The 22,975-nt window shown below is 27.8% G+C and carries 20 protein-coding genes; 2 read left to right on the forward strand and 18 right to left on the reverse strand.

The window, feature by feature from the left end:
• The 6 genes from ACTNAO_RS02340 to ACTNAO_RS02365 form a co-directional block, all read right to left on the reverse strand.
• Positions 1–297, reverse strand: a 297-nt coding sequence (locus tag ACTNAO_RS02340) for a MerR family DNA-binding transcriptional regulator (RefSeq protein ID WP_441025959.1), incomplete at its 3' end; no start/stop codon positions are given.
• A 157-nt stretch (positions 298–454) separates the two neighbouring features.
• Positions 455–892 carry an ACT domain-containing protein gene (locus ACTNAO_RS02345; RefSeq protein WP_441025973.1) on the reverse strand — a complete coding sequence of 146 codons (438 nt, stop codon included), beginning with the start codon at positions 890–892 and terminating at the stop codon, positions 455–457.
• Positions 892–1,788 (reverse strand): homoserine kinase, encoded by an 897-nt coding sequence (thrB, locus tag ACTNAO_RS02350; RefSeq protein ID WP_441025975.1) that lies wholly within the window; start codon positions 1,786–1,788, stop codon positions 892–894. Before thrB ends, ACTNAO_RS02345 begins: the two co-directional genes overlap by 1 nt.
• A gap of 26 nt (positions 1,789–1,814) precedes the next feature.
• On the reverse strand, positions 1,815–3,269 hold the full coding sequence (gene thrC, locus ACTNAO_RS02355; RefSeq protein ID WP_441025977.1) for a threonine synthase: 1,455 nt from the start codon (positions 3,267–3,269) through the stop codon (positions 1,815–1,817).
• Positions 3,270–3,421: 152 nt separating this feature from the next.
• Positions 3,422–3,985: an NUDIX hydrolase gene (locus ACTNAO_RS02360; protein WP_441025979.1), complete on the reverse strand. Its 564-nt coding sequence runs from the start codon at positions 3,983–3,985 to the stop codon at positions 3,422–3,424.
• Between the two features lie 45 nt (positions 3,986–4,030).
• A complete protein-coding gene (locus ACTNAO_RS02365) occupies positions 4,031–5,341 on the reverse strand; it encodes an MATE family efflux transporter (protein ID WP_441025981.1) in 1,311 nt (436 codons plus the stop codon).
• 89 nt (positions 5,342–5,430) lie between these two features.
• Between ACTNAO_RS02365 and ACTNAO_RS02370 the strand changes: the two genes are divergently transcribed.
• Complete coding sequence (locus ACTNAO_RS02370; RefSeq protein ID WP_441025983.1) at positions 5,431–5,592, forward strand: hypothetical protein; 162 nt, start codon at positions 5,431–5,433, stop codon at positions 5,590–5,592.
• Here ACTNAO_RS02370 and ACTNAO_RS02375 read toward each other — a convergent pair.
• Positions 5,589–5,981: a hypothetical protein gene (locus ACTNAO_RS02375; protein WP_441025985.1), complete on the reverse strand. Its 393-nt coding sequence runs from the start codon at positions 5,979–5,981 to the stop codon at positions 5,589–5,591. The two genes, ACTNAO_RS02370 and ACTNAO_RS02375, sit on opposite strands and share 4 nt — an antisense overlap.
• A gap of 162 nt (positions 5,982–6,143) precedes the next feature.
• Here ACTNAO_RS02375 and ACTNAO_RS02380 point away from each other — a divergent pair, with 162 nt between their 5' ends.
• A complete protein-coding gene (locus tag ACTNAO_RS02380; RefSeq protein ID WP_441025987.1) occupies positions 6,144–7,172 on the forward strand; it encodes a 3-deoxy-7-phosphoheptulonate synthase in 1,029 nt (342 codons plus the stop codon).
• 191 nt (positions 7,173–7,363) lie between these two features.
• On the opposite strand, the gene clpB is transcribed toward ACTNAO_RS02380, so the two are convergent.
• The 11 genes from clpB to ACTNAO_RS02435 form a co-directional block, all read right to left on the reverse strand.
• Positions 7,364–9,964, reverse strand: coding sequence for an ATP-dependent chaperone ClpB (gene clpB, locus ACTNAO_RS02385; protein ID WP_441025989.1), 2,601 nt, complete (start codon positions 9,962–9,964; stop codon positions 7,364–7,366).
• 98 nt (positions 9,965–10,062) lie between these two features.
• Positions 10,063–11,319 (reverse strand): helix-turn-helix domain-containing protein, encoded by a 1,257-nt coding sequence (locus tag ACTNAO_RS02390; protein WP_441025991.1) that lies wholly within the window; start codon positions 11,317–11,319, stop codon positions 10,063–10,065.
• A gap of 21 nt (positions 11,320–11,340) precedes the next feature.
• The gene (locus tag ACTNAO_RS02395; RefSeq protein ID WP_441025993.1) at positions 11,341–12,642 is read right to left on the reverse strand and encodes a helix-turn-helix domain-containing protein; all 1,302 of its coding nucleotides are present in this window, start codon (positions 12,640–12,642) and stop codon (positions 11,341–11,343) included.
• Positions 12,643–12,933: 291 nt separating this feature from the next.
• Entirely contained in the window at positions 12,934–13,104 is a 171-nt protein-coding gene (locus ACTNAO_RS02400) for a hypothetical protein (RefSeq protein WP_441025995.1), read from the reverse strand.
• Positions 13,105–13,159: 55 nt separating this feature from the next.
• Positions 13,160–14,074 carry a ribonuclease H family protein gene (locus tag ACTNAO_RS02405; protein ID WP_441025997.1) on the reverse strand — a complete coding sequence of 305 codons (915 nt, stop codon included), beginning with the start codon at positions 14,072–14,074 and terminating at the stop codon, positions 13,160–13,162.
• An 11-nt stretch (positions 14,075–14,085) separates the two neighbouring features.
• A complete protein-coding gene (locus ACTNAO_RS02410) occupies positions 14,086–15,048 on the reverse strand; it encodes a YkvA family protein (RefSeq protein ID WP_441025999.1) in 963 nt (320 codons plus the stop codon).
• 38 nt (positions 15,049–15,086) lie between these two features.
• Entirely contained in the window at positions 15,087–15,413 is a 327-nt protein-coding gene (locus ACTNAO_RS02415; RefSeq protein WP_441026001.1) for a hypothetical protein, read from the reverse strand.
• 22 nt (positions 15,414–15,435) lie between these two features.
• The gene (locus ACTNAO_RS02420) at positions 15,436–16,548 is read right to left on the reverse strand and encodes an HD-GYP domain-containing protein (protein ID WP_441026002.1); all 1,113 of its coding nucleotides are present in this window, start codon (positions 16,546–16,548) and stop codon (positions 15,436–15,438) included.
• 143 nt (positions 16,549–16,691) lie between these two features.
• A complete protein-coding gene (locus tag ACTNAO_RS02425; RefSeq protein ID WP_441026004.1) occupies positions 16,692–17,447 on the reverse strand; it encodes a hypothetical protein in 756 nt (251 codons plus the stop codon).
• A gap of 101 nt (positions 17,448–17,548) precedes the next feature.
• Positions 17,549–20,500, reverse strand: a complete 2,952-nt coding sequence (locus ACTNAO_RS02430; protein ID WP_441026005.1) for an alpha-amylase family glycosyl hydrolase — start codon at positions 20,498–20,500, stop codon at positions 17,549–17,551.
• Between the two features lie 14 nt (positions 20,501–20,514).
• Positions 20,515–22,857: a triple tyrosine motif-containing protein gene (locus tag ACTNAO_RS02435; protein WP_441026007.1), complete on the reverse strand. Its 2,343-nt coding sequence runs from the start codon at positions 22,855–22,857 to the stop codon at positions 20,515–20,517.
• Positions 22,858–22,975 lie beyond the last annotated feature (118 nt).

Genomic DNA, 22,975 nt, shown 5'->3' on the forward strand with positions numbered 1-22,975 from the left:
ATCTTCTATAACAGTATCAACTATAATTCCTTTTGCATTAGCGTATTGTCTAAGAAATTCTACTTGATTTTTTAAATCATCTTTTTGATTAGAAGTTGAAACTCTTGTATAAATAACTGTTTTCTTGCTTGAATTTGTTATTCCCATATATTTTTGATATTGCTCATAAGTGTAATATCTTCTATTCGTAGGAGTTCTATGTGCTTTTAATTTTCCAGTATTATCCCATCTTTGCAAAGTTAATACTGATACATTTAAAAGTTCTGCAAATTCTTTTGGTTTATAATTTTTACTCAAATATAATCACCCCTAAATATATTATATTACATTTGATTATATTTGAATATATTTTTAATAACTATTAATAATCTCCTTAATTATATATTTTTTATTTATTATAACAAAATTATATATGGCAAAAAAGATTGTTGCACTATTCATGCAACAATCTTTTCTACTCCATTGCTATAAATTCAACCTTTTCCACCCAACTTATCTTGGTTAAATCATTTAAAAGCGTTTTTATATCACCTTTTAACATTGTCATATCTATTGTAAGACTTAAATTAGCATATCCATTAATAGGAATTCCTTGATTAATAGTAAGTATGCTGCCGCCTTTTTCTGATATGCAATTTAATATTTGAGATAAAACTCCAGTTTTATCTTGAATCATAAGATTAAAAGTAGCTTTTCGTCCTTCAGACTTTTCAGAAAACTCAAATACAGAATCTTTATATTTATAATATACACTTCTGCTTATCCCAACAATCTTAACAGCTTCTGTCACTTCTTTAACCTTACCTTCTTTTATTAATTTTTTCGCATTTACAACTTTTTCATATACATCTGGTAAAACATTTTTATCAACAATATAAAAATTTTGCTCCATTACATTTCCCCTTCTATAGTAGCTGCCCCCAGTTTATCAATAGAAAGTTCAAAAACTGCCCAATCAAGTAATTGCTCCTTTAAATAACTTTTCATATTTGCAGTAAAATTTGTGTTATCTTCACTTACTATAGCCATTATAGTTGGACCAGCACCGCTTAAATATGAAGCTAATGCTCCTAACTTATAAGCTTCTTCCTTAACTTCATAAAATCCTTTTATTAATTTACTTCTATAATTTTCATGAAAAGCATCTTTACAAGCATATTTCAAAAGACTATCATTACCATTTGAAAGTGCAGCAATTAGAAGCCCTACTCTAGATACATTATATACTCCATCCTTAATAGTAAGGCTTTTTGGAAGTACTTCTCTAGCATCGCTAGTAGATAATCTAAAATTAGGAACTATTGCAACGAACTTGTAATCATTTTTTATGTTTATATGTTCATAATAATATATTCCTTCTTCATTTATGGAAACTACCATTCCTCCAAGTACTGCTGGTGCAACATTATCTGGATGGCCTTCTATTTCTACTGACATTTGAAATATTTCTTCTTTTGTAAATTTCTTATTCATTATTTCATTTGCTAGCACAAGTCCACCTACAATACATGTTGAACTGCTTCCAAGTCCCCTTGATACTGGAACTTCCTGCTTCAAAGCACATATTTTCAAACCTGGAATTTTAAATTTTGCTTTATTAAAGCACATTACCATTGATTTATATACAATATTATCTTCATTACAAAATTCTTCTGGGAATCCTTCAAAAGAAAGACCACTTTCTTTTACTTCTACCGCAAACTCATTATACAAATTTACTGCAACTCCAAGAGCATCAAAACCTGGTCCCATATTTGCAGATGTTGCAGGCACTTTAACTTTTATCATAATCTTAACCTCTTTATTTATTTAAATTACTTTAGATAAGATAATAAAGCTTTTCTCATTTCATCCTTATCCCATACTTCTTTGTGTTTAACTTGTTTCTTATCTAAATCTTTAAGATTTTCTGGTATTTCTATGCCTGTCATCTTATTTAATTCTTTAATAACTTCAAAATCATTAAGTTTTTCTACATCAATATCAAGAGCTTTACAAATACTTCTTGGGAATTTATATGGACTAGCAGTTGATGCTATAAGTACAGGTCTGTTATCACCAGTTTCAGCTACATATTTTTCATACACAACTTCAGCAACAGCTGTATGTGTATCCATTAAATATCCTTCTCTCTTATACTTTTCCTTTATTGCATTATATACTTCACCTTGATTTGCAAAATTTCCATAAAATTCGTTTGTGAAGTTTTTCATATCATCTGATACTTTATATTCACCATTACTATTTAAAGATTTCATAAGATCTTTTACTATTTTTCCATCTCTATTACATGCTTCATATAAAAGTCTTTCAAGATTTGATGAAACAAGAATATCCATAGATGGTGATTCTGTTAATATAAGTTCTCTCTTTTTATCATAAGTACCAGTTCTAAAGAAATCAGTTAATACCTTGTTATCATTTGATGCACATATAAACTTATTAATTGGAAGTCCCATTTGTTTTGCATAATATGATGCTAAAATATTACCAAAGTTTCCTGTTGGAACAACAACATTTATTTCATCGCCTTGGTTTATTTTTCCTTGTTCAACTAATTTAAAATATCCATAAAAATAGTACACTATTTGTGGAACTAATCTTCCTATATTTATTGAATTAGCTGATGACAATATGTATCCTTTACTAAGTAAAGATTTCTTAAATTCCTCATCACCAAATATTTCTTTAACTCCTGTTTGAGCATTGTCAAAGTTACCATTTATAGCAAATACCTTAACATTATTTCCCTCTTGAGTAGACATTTGTCTTTGTTGAATTGGGCTTACACCATTATTAGGATAATATACAACAACCTTAAAACCATCAACATCTTTAAAACCTTCAAGAGCAGCCTTACCAGTATCACCTGATGTAGCTGTAAGAATAACAACTTCTTCCTTAACTCCTATAGCTTTCTTAGCTCTTTTCATAACTTGTGGAAGAAATAATAATGCTGCATCTTTAAATGCACATGTAGGACCATGATATAATTCCATAAATCCATTGTTTACAGTAACATCAAATCTTCCTTCATAAGCATCTTTTATTGCCTCTTTTAAATCAGCAGCCTTAATATCTGTAAAGTATTTACTTATAATTTTATATGCTAAGTCAACATATGATAAATTTTTTTCCTCTTTTAATTTTGAATATAAATTTGGAAAAGACTCTGGAACAAAAAGACCTCCATCTTTTGCAATACCTCTAACTATAGCTTCTGCTGAAGATATGCCTTTTTCTAGTCCACGTGTACTTTGAAATTTCATTTCATCACCCCAAAAAAAATTTAAATATATATAGCAAATTTTTATATTTTTTGTATCTATTTAGTATAATATCATGTTCTTATATTGATTACAAGTGTTTTTTGTACAAAAACACAAACATATTTTTTATAAAAATTCAAAATATAATACTTTTACTTTTTAAGTGCATATAAAAGCAAAAGTGCTGATTTTATAGAAAAATTATGATTTTTTACAAATTGTTCTACTTCATCAATTTTTAATTTTATAACATCAATTTCCTCATCATCTTCATTATGTTCAGTGGATATAGTTCCATAAACATCCATCTTAACTATGGCAGTTGTTTCATCACATAAACCTACTGATGTATATGAAGGTTTTAAAATAATCTCCAAATTTTTAGAATTAAGTCCTGTTTCCTCAAATATCTCTCTTTTGGCTGCTTTTTCTATAGTTTCACCTTCATCAACAATCCCTGCTGGAAGTTCATAAAGATAATCAGAAATAGCAGGTCTGTATTGCTTTACTATTATAACTTCATTGCCATTATAAATAGGGAGAACCATAACCCCATCACATCTAGAATGATTTCTTGTAACACATGACAATTCTTCTTTCTTTCTTCTACTTGCCACATAATAATCTTTAGGATTACCTTTTCTATTTATAAGTTTGAGCTTATACATATTTAAAAATTTACTTTCTACAAGTTTTTCTATATTTAATAATTTCATAACTTCATCTCCATATTATTTTTATATAATTATTGTACTATATATTTAATATTTTTTATTGTATGTAAATGTATATATACCATAGGCAAAAATTCCTTTTAAAGCACTTGAAATTGCAATACTTATCCAAACTCCATCTACACCAAAAAATTTAGTTAAAAAAAGTGCAAGGGGAATTCTTAAGGTAGTAAATACTATACTTATAGTTGCTGGAATATTAGGCTTTCCTATTCCAGTAAAAAGTCCATTAGATATCATTTCTGTAGCACTAAATATTTGTGTAAAGGCAACTACTTTTAAATATGCAGCTGCAATTTTTATAGTTTCTTCTTCTTTTACAAATAAACTTACCATTTGCTTATTAAATGCTAAAAATAATCCTGCAACTGCTAGTGCATATGCTGCTCCTACCATTAGTGATGATTTATACCCAGCCTTTATTCTTTCATACTTTTTTGCCCCAAAATTTTGTCCTGTAAAAGCTGCTACAGCACCATTAAAACCACCTATAACCATATATGCTACTGATTCTATCTGAACACCAATTTTTTGAGCTGCAATGGCATTAGCTCCAAAAGTTGCTATTATTTTAGCAAGTAGAATATTTATTAAGGTAAATAAAACTCTTTGAAATGCCATGGGTAAACCTAATTTTATAATTTCTTTTATTTTTATGTAATTTACTTTTATTTTTAAATTATACTTAAATGTTTCACCTGCATTTATCCTAAATAAAATAAACGTTATTATATTTGCAATTAAAGTGGCTATAGCAGCCCCTACCACTCCAAATTTGAAAATATAAATAAGTATTGGATCTAATAAAATATTTATTATTACTCCTACAGAATTAATTTTAAAGGCTGTTTTATTGTTACCAAAGCTTCCCATTATCCTTGTATATAGCAAATTATAAAAATTAAAAAATAACATTGGAGCATTTAGAACTAAATATTTATAAGCATTATTAGACGTTTCTACATCATTTAAATTTAAAAAATCAATAAAATGTTTTCCAAATGCTATTAAAACAATTCCAAATACTATTCCTATAGATAAATTAATAAGTATACCAGAATTTATATATTCACTTATTTCTTTATTATTTTTCTTTCCAATTGCATGAGCTACTTTTACCCCTGTTCCAATAACAACTAGCGAATTTATAGCATATCCTATATTTATATATAAACTTGAAGAACCAACACTTGCCACAGCACTACTTCCTAACATACCAACCCATAGCATGTCAATTAGATTATATGTAAACTGTAAAAAAGAACTTCCCATAATAGGCAGTGCCAAATACAAAATAACTTTTATTACTTTTCCTTTTGTTAAATCTTTTTCTTTCATTTTTTCTCCATTTTAAGTATATATTCTTCCTTTCTAGCTAATAATAAATATTGTAGTAAAAATAAGTATTTTTAAGGAGGATTTTTATTATGCACATAAAAAATCAATCTACTAGAAATGGACTACATAAAAATTCTAACAAAGTATTAGGAGAGTTTTCCCTACTTCCAGAAGAAAATAATTATACATATTCCATATCAGAGAAACAATTTTCTATGTTAAAAGGCAATAAAAACATACTAAATCATTAATATTTCCATAATGCATCAAGAGACATTATAATATCATCAATCCCAATATCATACACATTTAAATTTATGTCATTTTTTAAAAGTCCGTTTATTATATCTTCCTTTTCACTTTGAAATATACTTGAATCTTCAACTGCCTTAAGTATATCATGTATACTATAAATTAAACAGTCTCCCTTGCTTATACCTTCCATTGTTCCAAAATCTTTTTGATCTTGTTCTACATAAAAATCAAAATATCCATCATTTTTATTATTTTTAAATTCAATCATATTTGAAAATTCATACAAAGTAACATAGTTTATACATTTATCCTTATCCTTAAATCCAATTAATTTTCCTTCTGGCGTCAAAACTACATAATTATTAATAGGTTTTATATGTTCCATTTTCATCAACTCCTTTTAATATATCTTGTCCTTTGTTTTAACATTTATACCATACTTTTTATTCCAATTTATAAAAAAAGAAATATTTTTTCTTGTTATTGCTTGACCAAATTTGCCAATAATTATATAGTTATAGTATGCGGAAAATTAGGAGGTATTATAATGAGTTTTACAAATGTTAGAAAGATACCATCTCCTGAGGAAATCATGGATATGACTCCTCTTGCTGAAAATTTAAAAAAAATCAAAGCAGAAAGAGATGAAGAATTAAAAAGAATTATGTCAGGACAAGAAAACAAATTTGTAGTTATTGTTGGTCCTTGCTCAGCAGACGATGAAAATGCAGTATGTGATTATATTAACAGACTTGCAAAAGTTAATGAAAAAGTTAAGGATAAATTATTTATTATTCCAAGAATATATACAAATAAACCAAGAACTACAGGCGAAGGCTACAAAGGTATGCTTCATCAACCAGATCCTGAAAAAGCTCCAAATATGGTTCAAGGATTAATTGAAATAAGAAAAACTTTTATAAGATCAATAAAAGAATCTTATCTTACTCCAGCAGATGAAATGCTTTATCCATGTAATCATATTTATTGTTCTGATTTATTAACTTATGTTGCAGTTGGTGCAAGAAGTGTTGAAAACCAACAACATAGACTTACAGCTAGTGGTGTAGATGTACCAGTTGGTATGAAAAATCCAACAAGCGGTGATTTATCTGTAATGTTTAATTCTGTACAAGCTGCTCAAGGTCAACATGATTTCATATATAAAGATCACGAAGTAAAAACTTCTGGAAATCCATATGCTCACGTTATAATGAGAGGTTCTGTAAATAAACATGGTGCAAATATTCCAAATTATCACTATGAAGATTTACTAAGAGTTTTAGATCTTTACAAAAAGCACGATTTTTCAAATCCAGCTGTTATAGTTGATGCAAATCACTCTAATTCTGGCAAGAAGTTCTACGAACAACCTCGTATAGTAAAGGAAGTTCTTCACAGCAGAGCATACAATAATGAACTTAAGAATCTTGTTAAAGGTGTTATGATTGAAAGCTACATTGAAGAAGGAAATCAACCAGTTCATGAACACTGCTATGGTAAGTCAATTACTGACCCATGTCTTGGATGGAACGATACAGAAAAATTATTATTAGAAATAGCAGAACTTTGCTAAAATCTAAAATTTATGGAAGTATGCAAAATGCATACTTCTATTTTTTTGCTAAAAAAATAGAAGGTACTTTTAAAAGTACCTTCTACCTTCTTCTCATGCACCTTCTTTAACATTTAAAACTATATAACTGTTATTTTCAAAATCAATCATATAATTATATGTTATTAAAGAATTTACAATATAACTTTAAACTATTTATTAGAAATTGTCAAATTACCATCTACAACATCTACTACAGCTGTTTGACCACTTGAAACATCACCACTTATAATCTTCCTTGCAAGAGAATTTTCAAGTGTATTTTGAATATATCTCTTAAGTGGTCTAGCACCATAAACAGGATCGTATCCTTCCTCAGCTAATAAATCTTTTGCCTTTTCTGTTACTTCAATATTCATGTCTTTATCTTTTAACCTAGCTTTAAGTTCACTTAAGAATATATCTATTATCTTCTTAATTCCAGATTTAGATAAAGGTTTAAACATTATTGTATCATCAACCCTATTTAAAAATTCAGGTTTAAATCTTGCTTTTAATTCATTCATAACAAGCTCTCTACTTTCAGGAGAAACTTTTCCATCATCTGCTCCATCTAAAAGATACTGAGAACCAATATTAGAAGTCATTATAATAATTGTATTTTTAAAATCTACAGTTTTACCCTTATTATCTGTAAGTCTTCCATCATCTAATATTTGAAGAAACATATTAAACACATCTTCATGAGCCTTTTCTATTTCATCAAATAATATTACACTATAAGGTTTTCTTCTTACAGCTTCAGTAAGCTGACCACCTTGTTCATATCCAACATATCCTGGAGGTGCTCCAACAAGTCTAGACACAGCATGTTTCTCCATATATTCAGACATATCAATTCTAATCATAGCATCTTCACTATCAAATAATGTTCTAGCTAAAGTTTTTGCAAGTTCAGTTTTACCAACACCAGTTGGACCAAGGAATATAAAAGAACCTATAGGTTTGTTTTCATCCTTAAGACCTGCCCTTGCTCTAAGTATAGAATTAGATACAGCAACTACTGCCTCTTCCTGTCCAATAACTCTTGTTTCAAGTTCCTTATCAAGTCTTAATAATTTTTCCCTTTCACCTTCTAAAAGTTTATCTACAGGAATACCAGTCCACTTTGATAAGACTTCTGAAATTTCTTCTTCTGTAACTTCTTCTTTTAATAAAGCTCCTTCATAATTTTCCTTAACTTCTGCTTCTTTTGTTTTAATTTCTTCTTCTATTTTGGGAATTACAGAATATCTAATTTCTGAAACCTTGTTATAGTTATATTCTCTTTCATATTTTTCAAGATCACCTTTTGCTTCATCAAGTTTTTTCTTTAATTCTTTAAGTGATACTATATGTTCTTTTTCTTTTTCATATTTTGCAGTCATACTGTCATTTTCTTCTTTTAGTTCTGCAAGTTCTTTCTTTAAATCATTTAATCTCTTTATTGAAGCCTCATCTTTTTCCTTTTCTAAAGCTTCTTTTTCAATTTCAAGTTGGAATATTTTTCTTCTCAAAACATCAAGTTCTGTAGGAAGAGAATCTATCTCTGATCTTATCATTGCACTTGCTTCATCAATTAAATCTATTGCTTTATCAGGTAAAAATCTATCTTGAATATATCTGTGAGATAACTTAGCTGCTGCAACAATAGCAGAATCATGTATTCTTATTCCATGATGAATTTCAAACTTCTCTTTTAGTCCTCTAAGAATAGAAATAGTATCTTCTACTGTAGGTTCATCTACAATAACAGGTTGAAATCTTCTTTCAAGAGCTTTATCTTTTTCTATATACTGTCTATATTCATCAAAAGTAGTTGCACCTATACAGTGAAGTTCACCTCTTGCAAGTAATGGTTTAATAAGATTTCCAGCATCCATAGCACCATCGGTTTTGCCAGCACCTACAATAGTGTGTATTTCATCAATAAATAATATGATTTTGCCATCACTATGAGATACTTCTTTCAATACAGCTTTTAACCTTTCTTCAAATTCACCTCTGTATTTTGCACCTGCAATTAATGATCCCATATCAAGTGAAAATATTATTTTGTCTTTTAGTCCTTCTGGAACGTCTCCTCTTACTATTCTTTCTGCTAAGCCTTCGATTATAGCAGTTTTACCTACTCCAGGTTCACCAATAAGTACTGGATTGTTTTTAGTTCTTCTTGAAAGAATTCTTATGGTTCTTCTTATTTCTTCGTCCCTTCCTATAACAGGATCAAGTTTATGTTTTTTAGCAAGTTCTACTAAGTTTGTTCCGTATTTTCCCAAAGCATCATATGTTCCTTCAGGATCATTAGAATCAACCTTTTGACTTCCTCTAACTTCAGCTAGCACCTTTTCAAAATTATTTTTATTTATGTTATATTTATTTAATATTGTATAAACTGTTCCTGATTTTTCTTTTTGTAAAATTGCAATCATTAAATGCTCAACACTAACATATGAATCTTCAAATTTCTTTGCTATTTCTTCTGCTTTTACAAGTATTTCTTCCATGCCTCTTGTTATATACATACCAGAAGAATTAGCTCCTTCACCTAAAACCTTTGGCATTTTATCTAAAGCTTCATTTATGCTAAGCTTTAATGATTTCACATCAACACCCATTCTAGTAAAAATATTAGGAATAAGTCCATCTTCTTGCTCAACTAAAGCTGAAAATAAGTGAATAACATCAACGCTTTGATGATTATACTTTACTGCTGTTTGATTTGCTTCATTTAAAGCTTTTTGCACTCTTAAAGTCATTTTATCAACATTCATATTTTAAAGCCTCCTTCTCTTATCTTTAAATATATTATATTACTAAAGTCAAAGAAAGTCAAAGTACATTTTCAAAAAAATCACATATAATTTGAAAATTATATGTGACTTTTTATTCTATTAGATAAAGTGAAGTATTTAACAGCTTCTTTAATATCATTAAGATTATAATAAAGATTTCCCATTTCTAAATATCTTAAATACCTTTCTTCTTTAGAACCACATTTAAATAGAGAATCAAGGGAAAGGTTCATATATTTTTCCGCTTCTTTATATTTCTTTTGCTTTTGAAGAATACTTCCTTTATAATAATAAATTCTCTCAATAAGCTTAATATCATTTATCATAATTGCCATATTTAATGCTTCATCTGAAATTTCATATGCTTTTTCGTATTGATTATTATTATAAAGAATTTGTATACACTTATTTAAAAAATATACACATTCATCTTTAGGTGATGAAGAATAAAGATTAACTGCTTCTTCAATTTGCTTTATAGCAGCTTCATTATTACCTACTTCAAAATAAGCCTCTCCATATTGGCTTTTTAATAATGCTAATGATTCTCTGTTGTCCTTTTGTAACTCAAAGGCTTTATTAATATATTTTTCTACATTTTGTCCATTATTTCTTATTGATAAAATAGAATATAACTCATAAATATTAGTTAATAATTCTTTATCTTTTACTATGTCAACAGTATCAATAATTTCAGATATTATTTCATAAGCTTTCTCTGTTTCTCCCATTTTACTGTAACATAAGCTTTCTTTATAAAAAACTAAATGCTTATTATTATTTACATTAAGGTCAACTAAGTTTTTCAATTTATCATAATATATTATAGCTTCACCATATTCCTCACTTAAAAGAAGATAATCAGCCATATCTAAAAAATATACAATAGTTTTTTCTGTGGAATTATTTCTTTGAAACAAATCATAATATTTTGATATGTATAATTGTATATTTTCACCCTTTTTCTTTTTCAAATAACCATCTATTAATATGTGCATAAATTCAAAAGCCAAATCATAATATTTATAATCAATTGCATATGATAAATTCATTTTTATATTTTCTTCAGTTGAATCATTATTTTTTAAATAATTCTCTTTAACTATCTGTAAATTTTCACTTATTTGTTCATATACATCCTTTACTAAATAACTATATGGAGATTCTATTTTTTTAGCAATATATTTTAATATTTCATCATCAGCTTTAACTTTTCCATTTTCTATACAGCTCATTTTTGATATAGAAATTTTATCTCCACATAATTCTTTTAAAGTAATTCCTTTATATACTCTTGCACGCTTTATCTTTTCCCCAGTTGATAATATTTCCATAAAAAAGCCTCCTTTCTAAATTTATTCTTCTATAAGCCCCATTTTTTTATATATGTTTACTGCCTCGTCTAAATATTTTTTTGCTAAATTATCTTTTTTATTATCTAAATAAAACTTAGAAATCATTATACAAAGTTCAGATACAAAATCATTAACTTCAGATTTTTTAGCATAATTGTATATATCTATAAGTAAATTTTCTGCCTCTATTGTTCTCTCCTTTATACAAAGAATTCTATATTTTATCAAATCACAATTAAGCCTGTCCACAATATCATTTTCTGTTAATCTATCGTATATTTTATTTAAAAGTTCTTCACATTTTACAATATCTTTTTCTTTTATGTAATTTTTGCACATATTAATTAATGTAACATTAAGATTATTACTTTTATTTATTATTTTTATTTCTTTTGCTCTATTATAATGTTTAAATGAATTTTCTATTTTATTTAAATCACAAAATAATTCTCCTAAATTATTTTCCACATCACTTATGTTATTATTTTTAACAACTTTCTTTTGAACTTCCAAGGCTTTATTAGAATATATTAGAGCATTTTCTAAATCATTATTTTCACTATAATTTTGAGCAATTAGAAGAAGTGATTTACTATATTTGTCCTTATCATACACACCTTCAAATTTTTCTTCCGCAAGGAAAGCATATTTAAGGGATTGCTTAAAATTTTCTAAAGAAAAATATACCTTAGACATATAGTAATATATTTCCCCTAATACAACATCATTTCCTATATTATTATCTAAATATACAATTTCTGCTTGTTTTAAATAACTGTTGGCTGAATGATATGCTTTGGCTTTAATGGATATCTTAGTTAATCTTAAAAACGTATCTATTACATTTTCATATTTATTATTTTTTACGAATATAACATTTGCTGACAAATAATTTTGTTGAGCAACCTCTAAATCTTTATTTTCTTCTAAAATTATACCCTTAAGATATAAAAGCTTCCCTTTACTAAATTCCAGTTCATATTTATTTGCATATTCACTAGCTTTTTCTAAATAATCTTCTGCAGTTTCAAAATCATGACTTAATATAAAACTTTCCGCTAATTGTTCATAATACATAGTTATTTTTTCTGCTTGGCTTTCTTCTGATTCCATCAAATATTCAACAGTTGTATTTAAATTTTCAGCTAAATACTCTAAAAGATCCATAGATGGATTTGATCTTCCTGATTCAACTAAACTTATTTGTCCTGGTGTTATTCTTTCTTTTGCTAAATCTTTTAATGTCATATTAAGTTTTTTTCTTTTTCTTTTAATTTTCTCCCCTAAAGTCAAAATTTCCATAGATATCTTCCTTTTTACTTCCTTATATTTCTTATTTTTTTAATATATATCAAAATAAATTATACCATAAAGTTGTAATAATAAATAGCAAAATGTAAAATAAAATTGAATGTTAGTAATAAAATAGTAAAACATATAATTTTTTGAGATATTTTTTAAAAAAGAAATAACTTTTCTTTCATTTTTTTACACAATAAACAAAAGGTGTCTTAAAAACAAAAAAAATATTTAATCTAATTACATAGACGTAATTAGATTAAATACTTTTTAAATAATATTAATATTTTTTTATTACATAATATTTGTAATAGCATCATAAGAATCATTTGCTTTATTAATTACTTTTCTTTTTGCCTTTTTTATCATTCTTTTTGTATTTCTATCCATCTCAGGATAAATAGTAACACCAATTATCATACCCATAATCACACCAGTAAACAATGTACAAATACACTTTTTCATTAAGCATCACCTCTTAATAATTTCTATAATCATATTTTTAACTATTTTTATTAAATTATTTATTAGAATCTAATTTATTTAATAAAAATTTAATTAAATTATTTTTCTGATTATGTGACAAATTATTAATTAAGTTTAATGAACTATTTTTATCTTCATTATATAGTTTTATTATTTTTGAGTATATTGTATCATCTGTCGCCTTTTGACATCTATTGTCTAAAACCTGAATAGAACCTTCAAAACCTGGTGCAACCTTTAGCAATAGATCCTTTATACTTTTATCATTCACCTTAATAATGTTATTTTTCAAAAATTTTGCCACTACCTTATCTGAATCTATATTAAGGTTCATTTTACATACTTCATCTGCAAGTTCATTATAAAAATCTCCTGTATGACTATCTACTTTTACAAATATAATTTCAATTCCTTGTTTCATAAATGATTGCATTTTTTTATAATAATCTTTAGATGACTCTTCTTTTCGTTCCCATTCACCTGTTGCATGATTACAAATCCCCATATAATCATGAAAGATAACCACTTTTTCATAATTATTATCTAAAGAATATTGAACAGCTCTTATAGCTGCCTTTAACTCACCTGATATTTGCCTATTAGAATTTTTTCCATCACATTCAAATGAATTACCTTCAATATAAACTATAGTATCCTGTAATACAGCTACTAATCCGTAAGAATATTTGTTAGAATTTACATTGTAACTTCCATCTACATATATATGAAGGCAATCTTTTGGATATGAATTATCTGATTTTTTTAATGAAGTTTTTTTACCAAAATATTCCTCAGCTTCTTTTTTAGTTTTGAAGCTCTTATATTTTGCCCCTTTAATGCCCTTAACATACTTTAAACATTCATCCCAAGAATTTACCATTATATTTTGTACTTTTTTCTTTGTTAAAGGATCATTTCCTTCTTTAATTGCATATATCTTGCCAGCCATTAACCTTCTCCTTATAATTTTGTAAGTTCAACTACTGCATCGTATAATTTATCAACATTACTTGAATTTGTATAACTATTCAAAAATTCTACTGCTTTCTTTAAAACTACAACTAAATCATTTTTTCCTGCCCAATTTTCAGCAATTATATTAATTGGAACTTCATTTATAATTCTATTAAGTGCAAAAAATAATACAGCTACATCGTCTATTTTTCCAATAAACGGTATAAATTCAGGAATAATGTCTATAGGAAATATAATATAAGCCACTGCCGCTGATATTTCAAGCTTTGTTTTGATTTTAACTCTTTCGTCTTTTAAAAGCCTATATATAAGTGCTACAATATCAGGTACAATCAAAACATACTCATGTAAAACATTTAATTTTCCATCAAATTTTTTTTCTAGTTTTTTTCTACCTTTAGTATACTTATCCTCTACTTTTTTTACTGGAAGAATAAGTTCATCATCATCTTCTTCTTTTTCTACTTCAGAAGTTTTTTCCTTAACTAGATCACCAGCAAGTGATATTTCAATATTTGATACTTCAATATTAATTTTATTTCCTTTAATATATATTTCATCAATATTTAAATTAATAAATGGAATCGTATTAATTATTGCATTTGTATCTATCTCAATAGAATCCTTATATACATCTGTATTTATACCAATTTCTTGCAACTTTTTATTAATATATTTAAGAGCTAAACTTCTTACGGGTCTAAAAAATCCAAAGCCAGATATTTTACATTTAGAAAATTTACCTTTTATTATTCCATTTTTTATACTTAATATCTCTATAGAGACTTCAAAAGATATACTAAATTTTGATGTATATTTTCCATATACATCAATGGAATTATCTAAAATAATATTTTCAATTTCTAGCCCCTCAACTTTTACAAATTCATTAATAATACTTATTAAATCATCACTACTTAATTGTGTCTGTACTCCAGATATATTCATTAGCCTATTTATATTTACTCCTTTCCAAATACAATATATTACTTTTTAACTTTTCTTGGATTACATCCTTTCCTCTTATATACCTCGAATAATTTATCTTTAGTTTCCTTAGAAACGTTATCACTTTTATCTATCATTTTAAATGTTGAAATTAATGCGTTCCACATTTTACCATAGTTAAATAAAGGGCCAAACATAAACCAAACCATAAACGTTTGCACTGTTCTTTCGTTAGTATCCTTTTGAACCTTTTTTAAAAGTCTTGTAATATTAAAGTTATATAATATTGCAATTGGTATTAAAATAATAGGTAAAATAATAGCAAGACCTAAAAAGCAAACTAAAATTGTATTAACTATATTCAAAAAAAATCCTCCTTAATGCAAATTAAACACTGTATAAACCATACTCTATTTGTATTATAACTAAAGACAGGTTTTTTATCAAATCAATTGTAGAACCTTCTCTTCTTTTATCTTGTGATTTTACTATTTGAACTTTAGGTCTAAGAGGATAATTAGGTGGCGTATATTTTACAATTCCAATTTCATTACTGCTAAGCCTTACAAGGGTTCCTCTTGGATAAGGAATAATAACATGAGAAAAAACATTTACAAGTTCGTAATCAAACATCTTACCACTTTGAGCCATTATGTATTCTATAGCATCATTTGCACAAATTCCCTTTGAATTTTCCGTATCAGAAGTTAACTCATCATAACAATTAGCAATTGCTATAATTTTTGAATTAATATTTATAAACTGACCTTTAATGCCTCTTGGATACCCAGAGCCATCATAATGTTCGTGATGTTCAAGGGCTGGAAGCATACTTTCCTCTGGAAGTATAAAATTATTTTTTAAATACTCATAGCCTTTTCTGCAGTGCTGCTTATATACTATTTTTTCCTCATCACTAAGTTTAAAATACTTTTTAGTTATTTCTTTAGGGATAAATGCTTTTCCTATATCATGTGTAAGGGCTCCTAATGCAATATTTCTAAGTTGCTCTCTATTAAATTTTAGAGATATTCCCATAACTATTGATATAACAGCTACATTAATAGTATGTTCATATGTATAATTATCCATACTTTTTATATCAACTAAGCTAGATAATACTTTATTATTTTTAAGTATTTCATCAAGTAACTCTTGTGCTACTTTAAATATTGCTGAAAAATATACTTTATTTTTTCTTTTCCAATAAGAAGCCGGTCCTAAATCTTTTTTAGTATATATCCTTTCGATACTAGAAAAAGTTTCTTTAATAACACTTGTAGATTTATTTCTAATTTCAGGTCTAATTATTTCTTCAATTTCTTCTTCTGTATAAAAATCATCTATGTACAATGAAAATATCTTAATTGCCATTATTTTTTCAATAATAGTCCTAGTAAGCTTAGTACCTTTTTGAAGAAGCACTCTTCCTTCTTCATCATATATAGTTTTGCCAAGGAAAGAATTTTCTCTTACACATTCTATTGGAACCAATCTCATAACATTTCACCCCATAACCCCATAAATATACGCTATATTACTTTAATTTTATATTATTTACAATGTTTTTACTATACTCTTCATAAATAATTAACATAAATTTATAAAAACCTCTAGCAAATTGCCAAAGGTTTTTATAAATATTACTTTTTAGCAGTAACACTATAATAAGTAATTTTACTATTTTTATTATCAACAATAATTCCATAAGAATAATCTGATTTAGAATTTATGCTTTCTTGATCTGATGCATCTAAAATATATGTTGAGAAATCATTATTTATATTTCCTTCATCATTTAATCCAAGGGTATCATATACAATCTGCGGAATATATAACTTTTGTGAAACTTCCTCAAGTCCAATTTTTGATGAAGCTTTATATTTTGCACTTTGAATTTTTTCTTTAAATTCTTCTGTGTTAATTTCATTATTGCTTACTGAATAAGATAATATCATACCTGCATCGTCAGATCCTACTGTTCCCCATTCTTTAAATTCTTTATTATCTACATCAGCTGGTATAGTACTTGGAAAATGTGCTATTTTTTTATTACTTGGATATTTTTCATATCTAATAACTTTTTCATAAGCATTGTAATCTGTAACATTAGTTACTTTATTAAGAGCCTTAAATGATACAATACTACTTCCAAAGAAAAATAGTGAAAATACAACAAGCCAAATATTTAAGAACTTATAATTTCCCGTAGTATCCTTGTATAATTTTAAAAACTTAAATAATGCAATTGCTAATGGAATTAATGCAAATATAATACTTATTACATAAGGTTTCTTGCATACATTAATATTATAATAAATAATATATATACTACAAGCCAAAATAACACCTGTAACAACAAGACCAGTAATTAACTTAAAATCATCCTCACTTTTCATACAAAACTCCCCTATTTACTTTATATAATTATTATACCATTTTCTCTGCCTTATGTAAATAATTGTAATATTAAATTTTATATAGTAAATATAAAAAGGTACTAATTGTTATTATGCTTTTTTCTTTTATAACTATATCCTAATAATGAACCAGTCATTGTTAATAGTAAAATAGCGGCTAAAATATTATTTTCATCAAATGTATCTCCTTGATTGTCATCCTTTTGATCATCATTATCCTTAATACTATTTACTACTGTAAATTTATATTTATCACTATTTACACTTGAACCTGAACCATCCTTAATACTAACTGTAATACTATAAGATCCTTCAGTATCTGGAATCCAACTTAATGTATTTTTTGATTGATATTTTCCATCATATACAACTTTACTACCTTTTTTTATAGTAAATTTATACATATAATCTCCATCACCACCTAAAGCTGAAGCCTTAAATGTTCTCTTTTCATATACTTCTGTATTAGATTCATTATATTGAAGATTATCAAATTGAAGTTCTTCATCATCTTTGTTTGAATCATCATCTGTATCTTGATTATCATCCTTACCTTGATTATCATCATCTGTATCTTGGTTTTTGTCATCATTAGGTTTATCACTATCATTGTCAGAATCATTTACAGAATTAACAATATAATCTAATGAAGATGTAGCAGTTTTACCATTTCCATCTTGTACAATAACTTTAATTGTACATTCCCCTTCTTCTTCAGGAGTCCATGTAGCAGTAGTTTTAGATGAGAAATCTTGAATAACTTTTCCATCTACTAAGAATTTATAAGAATAATCTGAGTCACCACCAGTAGCAGAAGAAACTGTTATCTTAATTTTATCTCCTACAGTTGCCTCTTCTTTTGATACTTTTATAGAACCACATTTTAATGTTTCTTCATTATCATCATCTTTACTAGTGTCATCATCTTTTTGATTATCATCCTTTTTGTCATCATCTTTTTGATTGCCACTATTTCCTGAATTATTATTATTTACTATTATAGGTTTAAAATTAGCTTTTTCTAATAATAAAATTCCAGTATCTGACGCTTTAAATGTTACTGTTCCATCATCTGAAACTTCTGTCACTTCACCTGAATAAGCATCTCTTAATTTAACACCTTCACTAAATGCAGCTGAAACATCTAAAGTTATAGTTTGACCTCCTTTAGCCTGAGTTACACATACTACAGTATCTTTATTTCCATTTTTATTATATTCTCTTTTAAATGCATAAAATCCATCTGAATCATTACTAATTTTAGTATGAACTCCACCACCAACTGCTAAGTGATTTTTTCTAAAGTTTGATAGCTTTGACCAAAATGATAAAACATTTTTATCCATACTATCCCAGTTCATATCAATACGGTATCTTAAATCTTTCCATCCCCATGGTTCTGCATGTTCTTGTCTTCCTGTTTCATCACCATAATAAATTTGAACACCACCAGGTGCTAAAAGAAGTGAAGCTCCTGCTTTATATAAATCTTTTCTGCCCCCCATACAATCATCATGAGAAGAAATATAAGATAAAATATTTCTTGTACCACCACTTGCATTTATAGTTGAATAAATTTTATATTGAGCTTCTAATGTATTTCCAGTAGCACCATCCTTTGGAAAACTAAAGTTTATCATAGAATCAAAACCATTATCATAATAATCAACTCCAAGGTTAACTCCAAGACCATAGCATTCTCCAGTCATCCAAAAATCATCAGTCCATTGAGCCCCTGGTTCACCTTGATTATTTTTTCTCCATTCTTTTAATGCCTTATCAGCTTCAGTTTTTAAAGTGCCCCAATGTTCAACTTCAATATGTTTAGCTGTATCACATCTAAATCCATCAATTCCATAATCTTTAACCCAATCTGAAAGCCATTTTACAATGTAATTAATAGGTGTCTTTTTAAGACCACTTTGTTTAAAGAAAGCATCAAGTTCTTCTACTTCTTGATCATATCTGCCTTCCTTCTTCCACTTTTCTTGTAAAAACACTGGAATTTCCACTTCACTTTGTGACTCTGATATAACATCTGGAAGACCACCAGAACAGCAAGTTTTTTCATCGCTACCACCAACTGTATAATTATACATTTGTTTTTCAAATCTTATCCAGTCTTTACCCCACCAGTTGCCCCATTTATCAGAGTTTAAATCATAAAGAGATTCTTGTTCCCAAGCTCCACCTTTTCTATTTGCTTCTGGTCCATAATAATAGCTTTTCCAATCACCTTTAGTTGCACCAAATCCAAATTCATCCATATCTTTTAATGTAGCATAACCAACGTGGTTCATAACTACATCCATAATTACACGAATTCCCTTTTTATGAGCAGCTGTAACAAATTCTTTCATGTCATCCTCAGATGTTGAAACTTTTGATACATCTGAAACAGAATCATCTCTAGTTCCCATATTCTTGTCAAGAGATGTGAAATCTAGTGCCCAATATCCATGGTATCCATAATATGAGAATCCACTTCCATCTTCTCCTGCTTTATTATCATCAGTAGCTTTTAAATTTGCTGATGTATATCCATGAATTTGTTCATATGGCGCTGTGAACCAAATAGCATTAATCCCAAGGTCTGTAAAGTATCCATCATTTATTTTTTTAGTAATTCCTTTTAAATCACCACCATGGAATGTTCCCGGTGCATCTTTATAGCCATTTATTACATTTCCATTAGCATCTAATGAACGTCCATAAGAATGGTCATTAGATGGATCACCATTTTCAAATCTATCGGTTAATAGGAAATATACTGTTGCATTGTCCCAAGAAAATAATTGATTTTCTAAATCATCTTCTGACACTGCAGTTCCTGATACTCCATTTATTGAATAATCTGCTGTTCCATCCTCATTAAGATTTACTTTAAGAACACCTTCATCATCCTTATTTATATCTTCATTTTGAGAAAGCTCTCCTGCATATGCTGTATATGAACTTTTATTGTAAGGAAAACTTGATGTAAATAAAGCCACTGAACTTAAAGCGATAAGTTTTTTAATTGTTTTATTCATTTTACACCCCTAAATTATTTTATTTTCTTTCTTAATATTGTAAAGCAAGAAATTGCTGCTGTAGCAAATAATGCCATTATGCTTCTTGAATCGCCACTATTTGTTGAATCATCTTTACTTGAATTAGAGTCATCATCTTGATTAAAATCATCATCTTGATTTGCTGCTGTAACTTTTAATGTTAATTTATCAGTACTATATGCAATATTATCATTTTCATCATCAGATACAATTACTTTTATAGTATGAGTTCCTTCGTTTTTTGGAGTATAATATAAATTTGATGCAGAAGTAAAACTTCCAATTTCCTTTCCATCTTCAACTATTTTATACTTATATGAACCTGAACCACCAGTTGCTTTTACTGTAATTTTAACTTTTTCATTAACTTCAATTCCAGTTATTTTAGCAGCTTTGATACTTGTTATTTGTAATTCTTCCATCTCTTCAGAACCATCAGTATCTTCATTAGGCTTATTATCTTCATCTTTTTTATTATCATCATTTTTATCATCAGTATCTTGTCCTGGTTCATTATCAGAATCATCACTATTTTTATTAATTGTTATTTTAGATGTAATTTCATCAGTATTTCCATTTCCATCTTTTATATTAACAAGAACAGTATATTCACCATCTTCATCTGGTGTCCATACATACTTAGGGTCTTTAGCATATGCTCTGCTAGATACAACATCATCATTTTTATCAGTTATTGTATATTTATATTTATAATTTTCATCTCCTCCAGTTGCTGAAGATGTTAATGTAATTTCATCACCTACATTTTTTGAACCACTTATAGTTATTTTACCAGCTTTTAATGGTTCTTCCTTTACATCAGAATCATCACCTTTGCTATCTTGGTCATTATCTTTATTGTTGTCTGCGTCTGTAGTATCAGCACCAGAAGGCTTATCATCATCCTTATCAGAATCATCAGAAGTATCACCAGAAGATGGACCTACTATTGTCATTTTCTTTTCCTTTTCACCCTTATTTCCAGCAGAATCTTTTACAAGGACTTTTATAGTATAATCTCCTTCTTTTTCAGGTGTCCATTCAAATGTTTCACTATCTGTTTCTTCTCCTACCTTTTCACCATCAACATAATATTGATATGTAAATGGTGCTGTACCATTTGCAACTGAAGTAGTAAATGTAATCTTTTTACCTGTAGGTTGTTCACCTTTTACATCAGTACTTATAGATGGTATTGGTTTAACTGTTGAACCGCTACTTGCATCTCTTAATTTTCCAAGTGAAGCTAGTGGTGCAGTAATTGTATCTATATCTTCCTTTTCTCCTGAAGTTGACGAATCTTGTGGACATGCATCTGCTGCTGCATCATTCATTGAAATATCATAAGGACACGAATCCATTCCTGATAAACCAAATGTTGTTATATGCATAAAGCCTACACCTTTTGATGTAATATCAGCTTTTGTTATTCCAAGATCACTTAATGGTATTGTCATTAAGTAAGTTGTATCTTGCATTTTATCATGATTTGTAGTTAAATAATCTACCCATTCAGCACTTCCATCTACCATGTCTCCTACTTTTCTTTGAGAAGCCCAACCTTTCATACCCCAAACATTTTTCACACAACTTGGAAGCCCATCTACCCAAGTAAAATGAGTACCTTCTGTTGCAGTTTTACCATTAGTTATTTTTACAGCTGTATCATAATCAAATTCATCATCATCATTTAATGAGAATATACCTTGTTCACCAGTACTATTACTATGTATCATAGCTACCTTATCAACTTTTGTTTCAAAATTAACTCTAACTCCCCAAAGATTTGAGCCTTTAATTGAAGTACCAGTTTTTGGGTCTGTAGAACTTGTTACACCTGAACCACCTCTAGATGGATCTACATTCATTAAAATCATTTGACAAAGGTCACCATTCCAAGGCTTACCATTATCTGATATTGGATAATTTTGATCTGGAGCTTCTACATCAGTAACATTTGTCATAATCCACATTAAATATATATTATTATCATCCCAAGCACCATATAGCTGATAAGTATCAACTGGTTTTTCATGCATTGAACCACCATATTCTGTTGCTCTGTAAGCTCTTGCATCATCATTTGCTGCACTTTGAGCTATAAGCATATCTGATGTAAAATCATCTATACTTGTAATTGTCTTTTCTTTACCAACTTGTCCATTTGGATTTGTTTGATAATAATCACATAAACCATTATCTCCAGCTTTTTCTACTTTAACATCTGAATCATTAGAAACCTCAACTGTTTTTGCTGATACTGCAAAATTAGCAGTAACAGATGATAAAAGTGCAATACTTACTAAACATGATATTTTTTTTAAACTTTTCTTCATTTTTTCCCCCTATTTTATTCTTGAAAACGTTGTCAATTCATAGCATTTTAACAAAGTTCACAATTTTTTATTACATTTATATAATATACTAAAAATTGCTACATTACAATTGCTTTAT

The organism is Clostridium sp. HCP1S3_C6 (assembly GCF_052066735.1).
In the GTDB taxonomy this organism is placed as follows: Bacteria; Bacillota; Clostridia; order Clostridiales; family Clostridiaceae; genus Clostridium.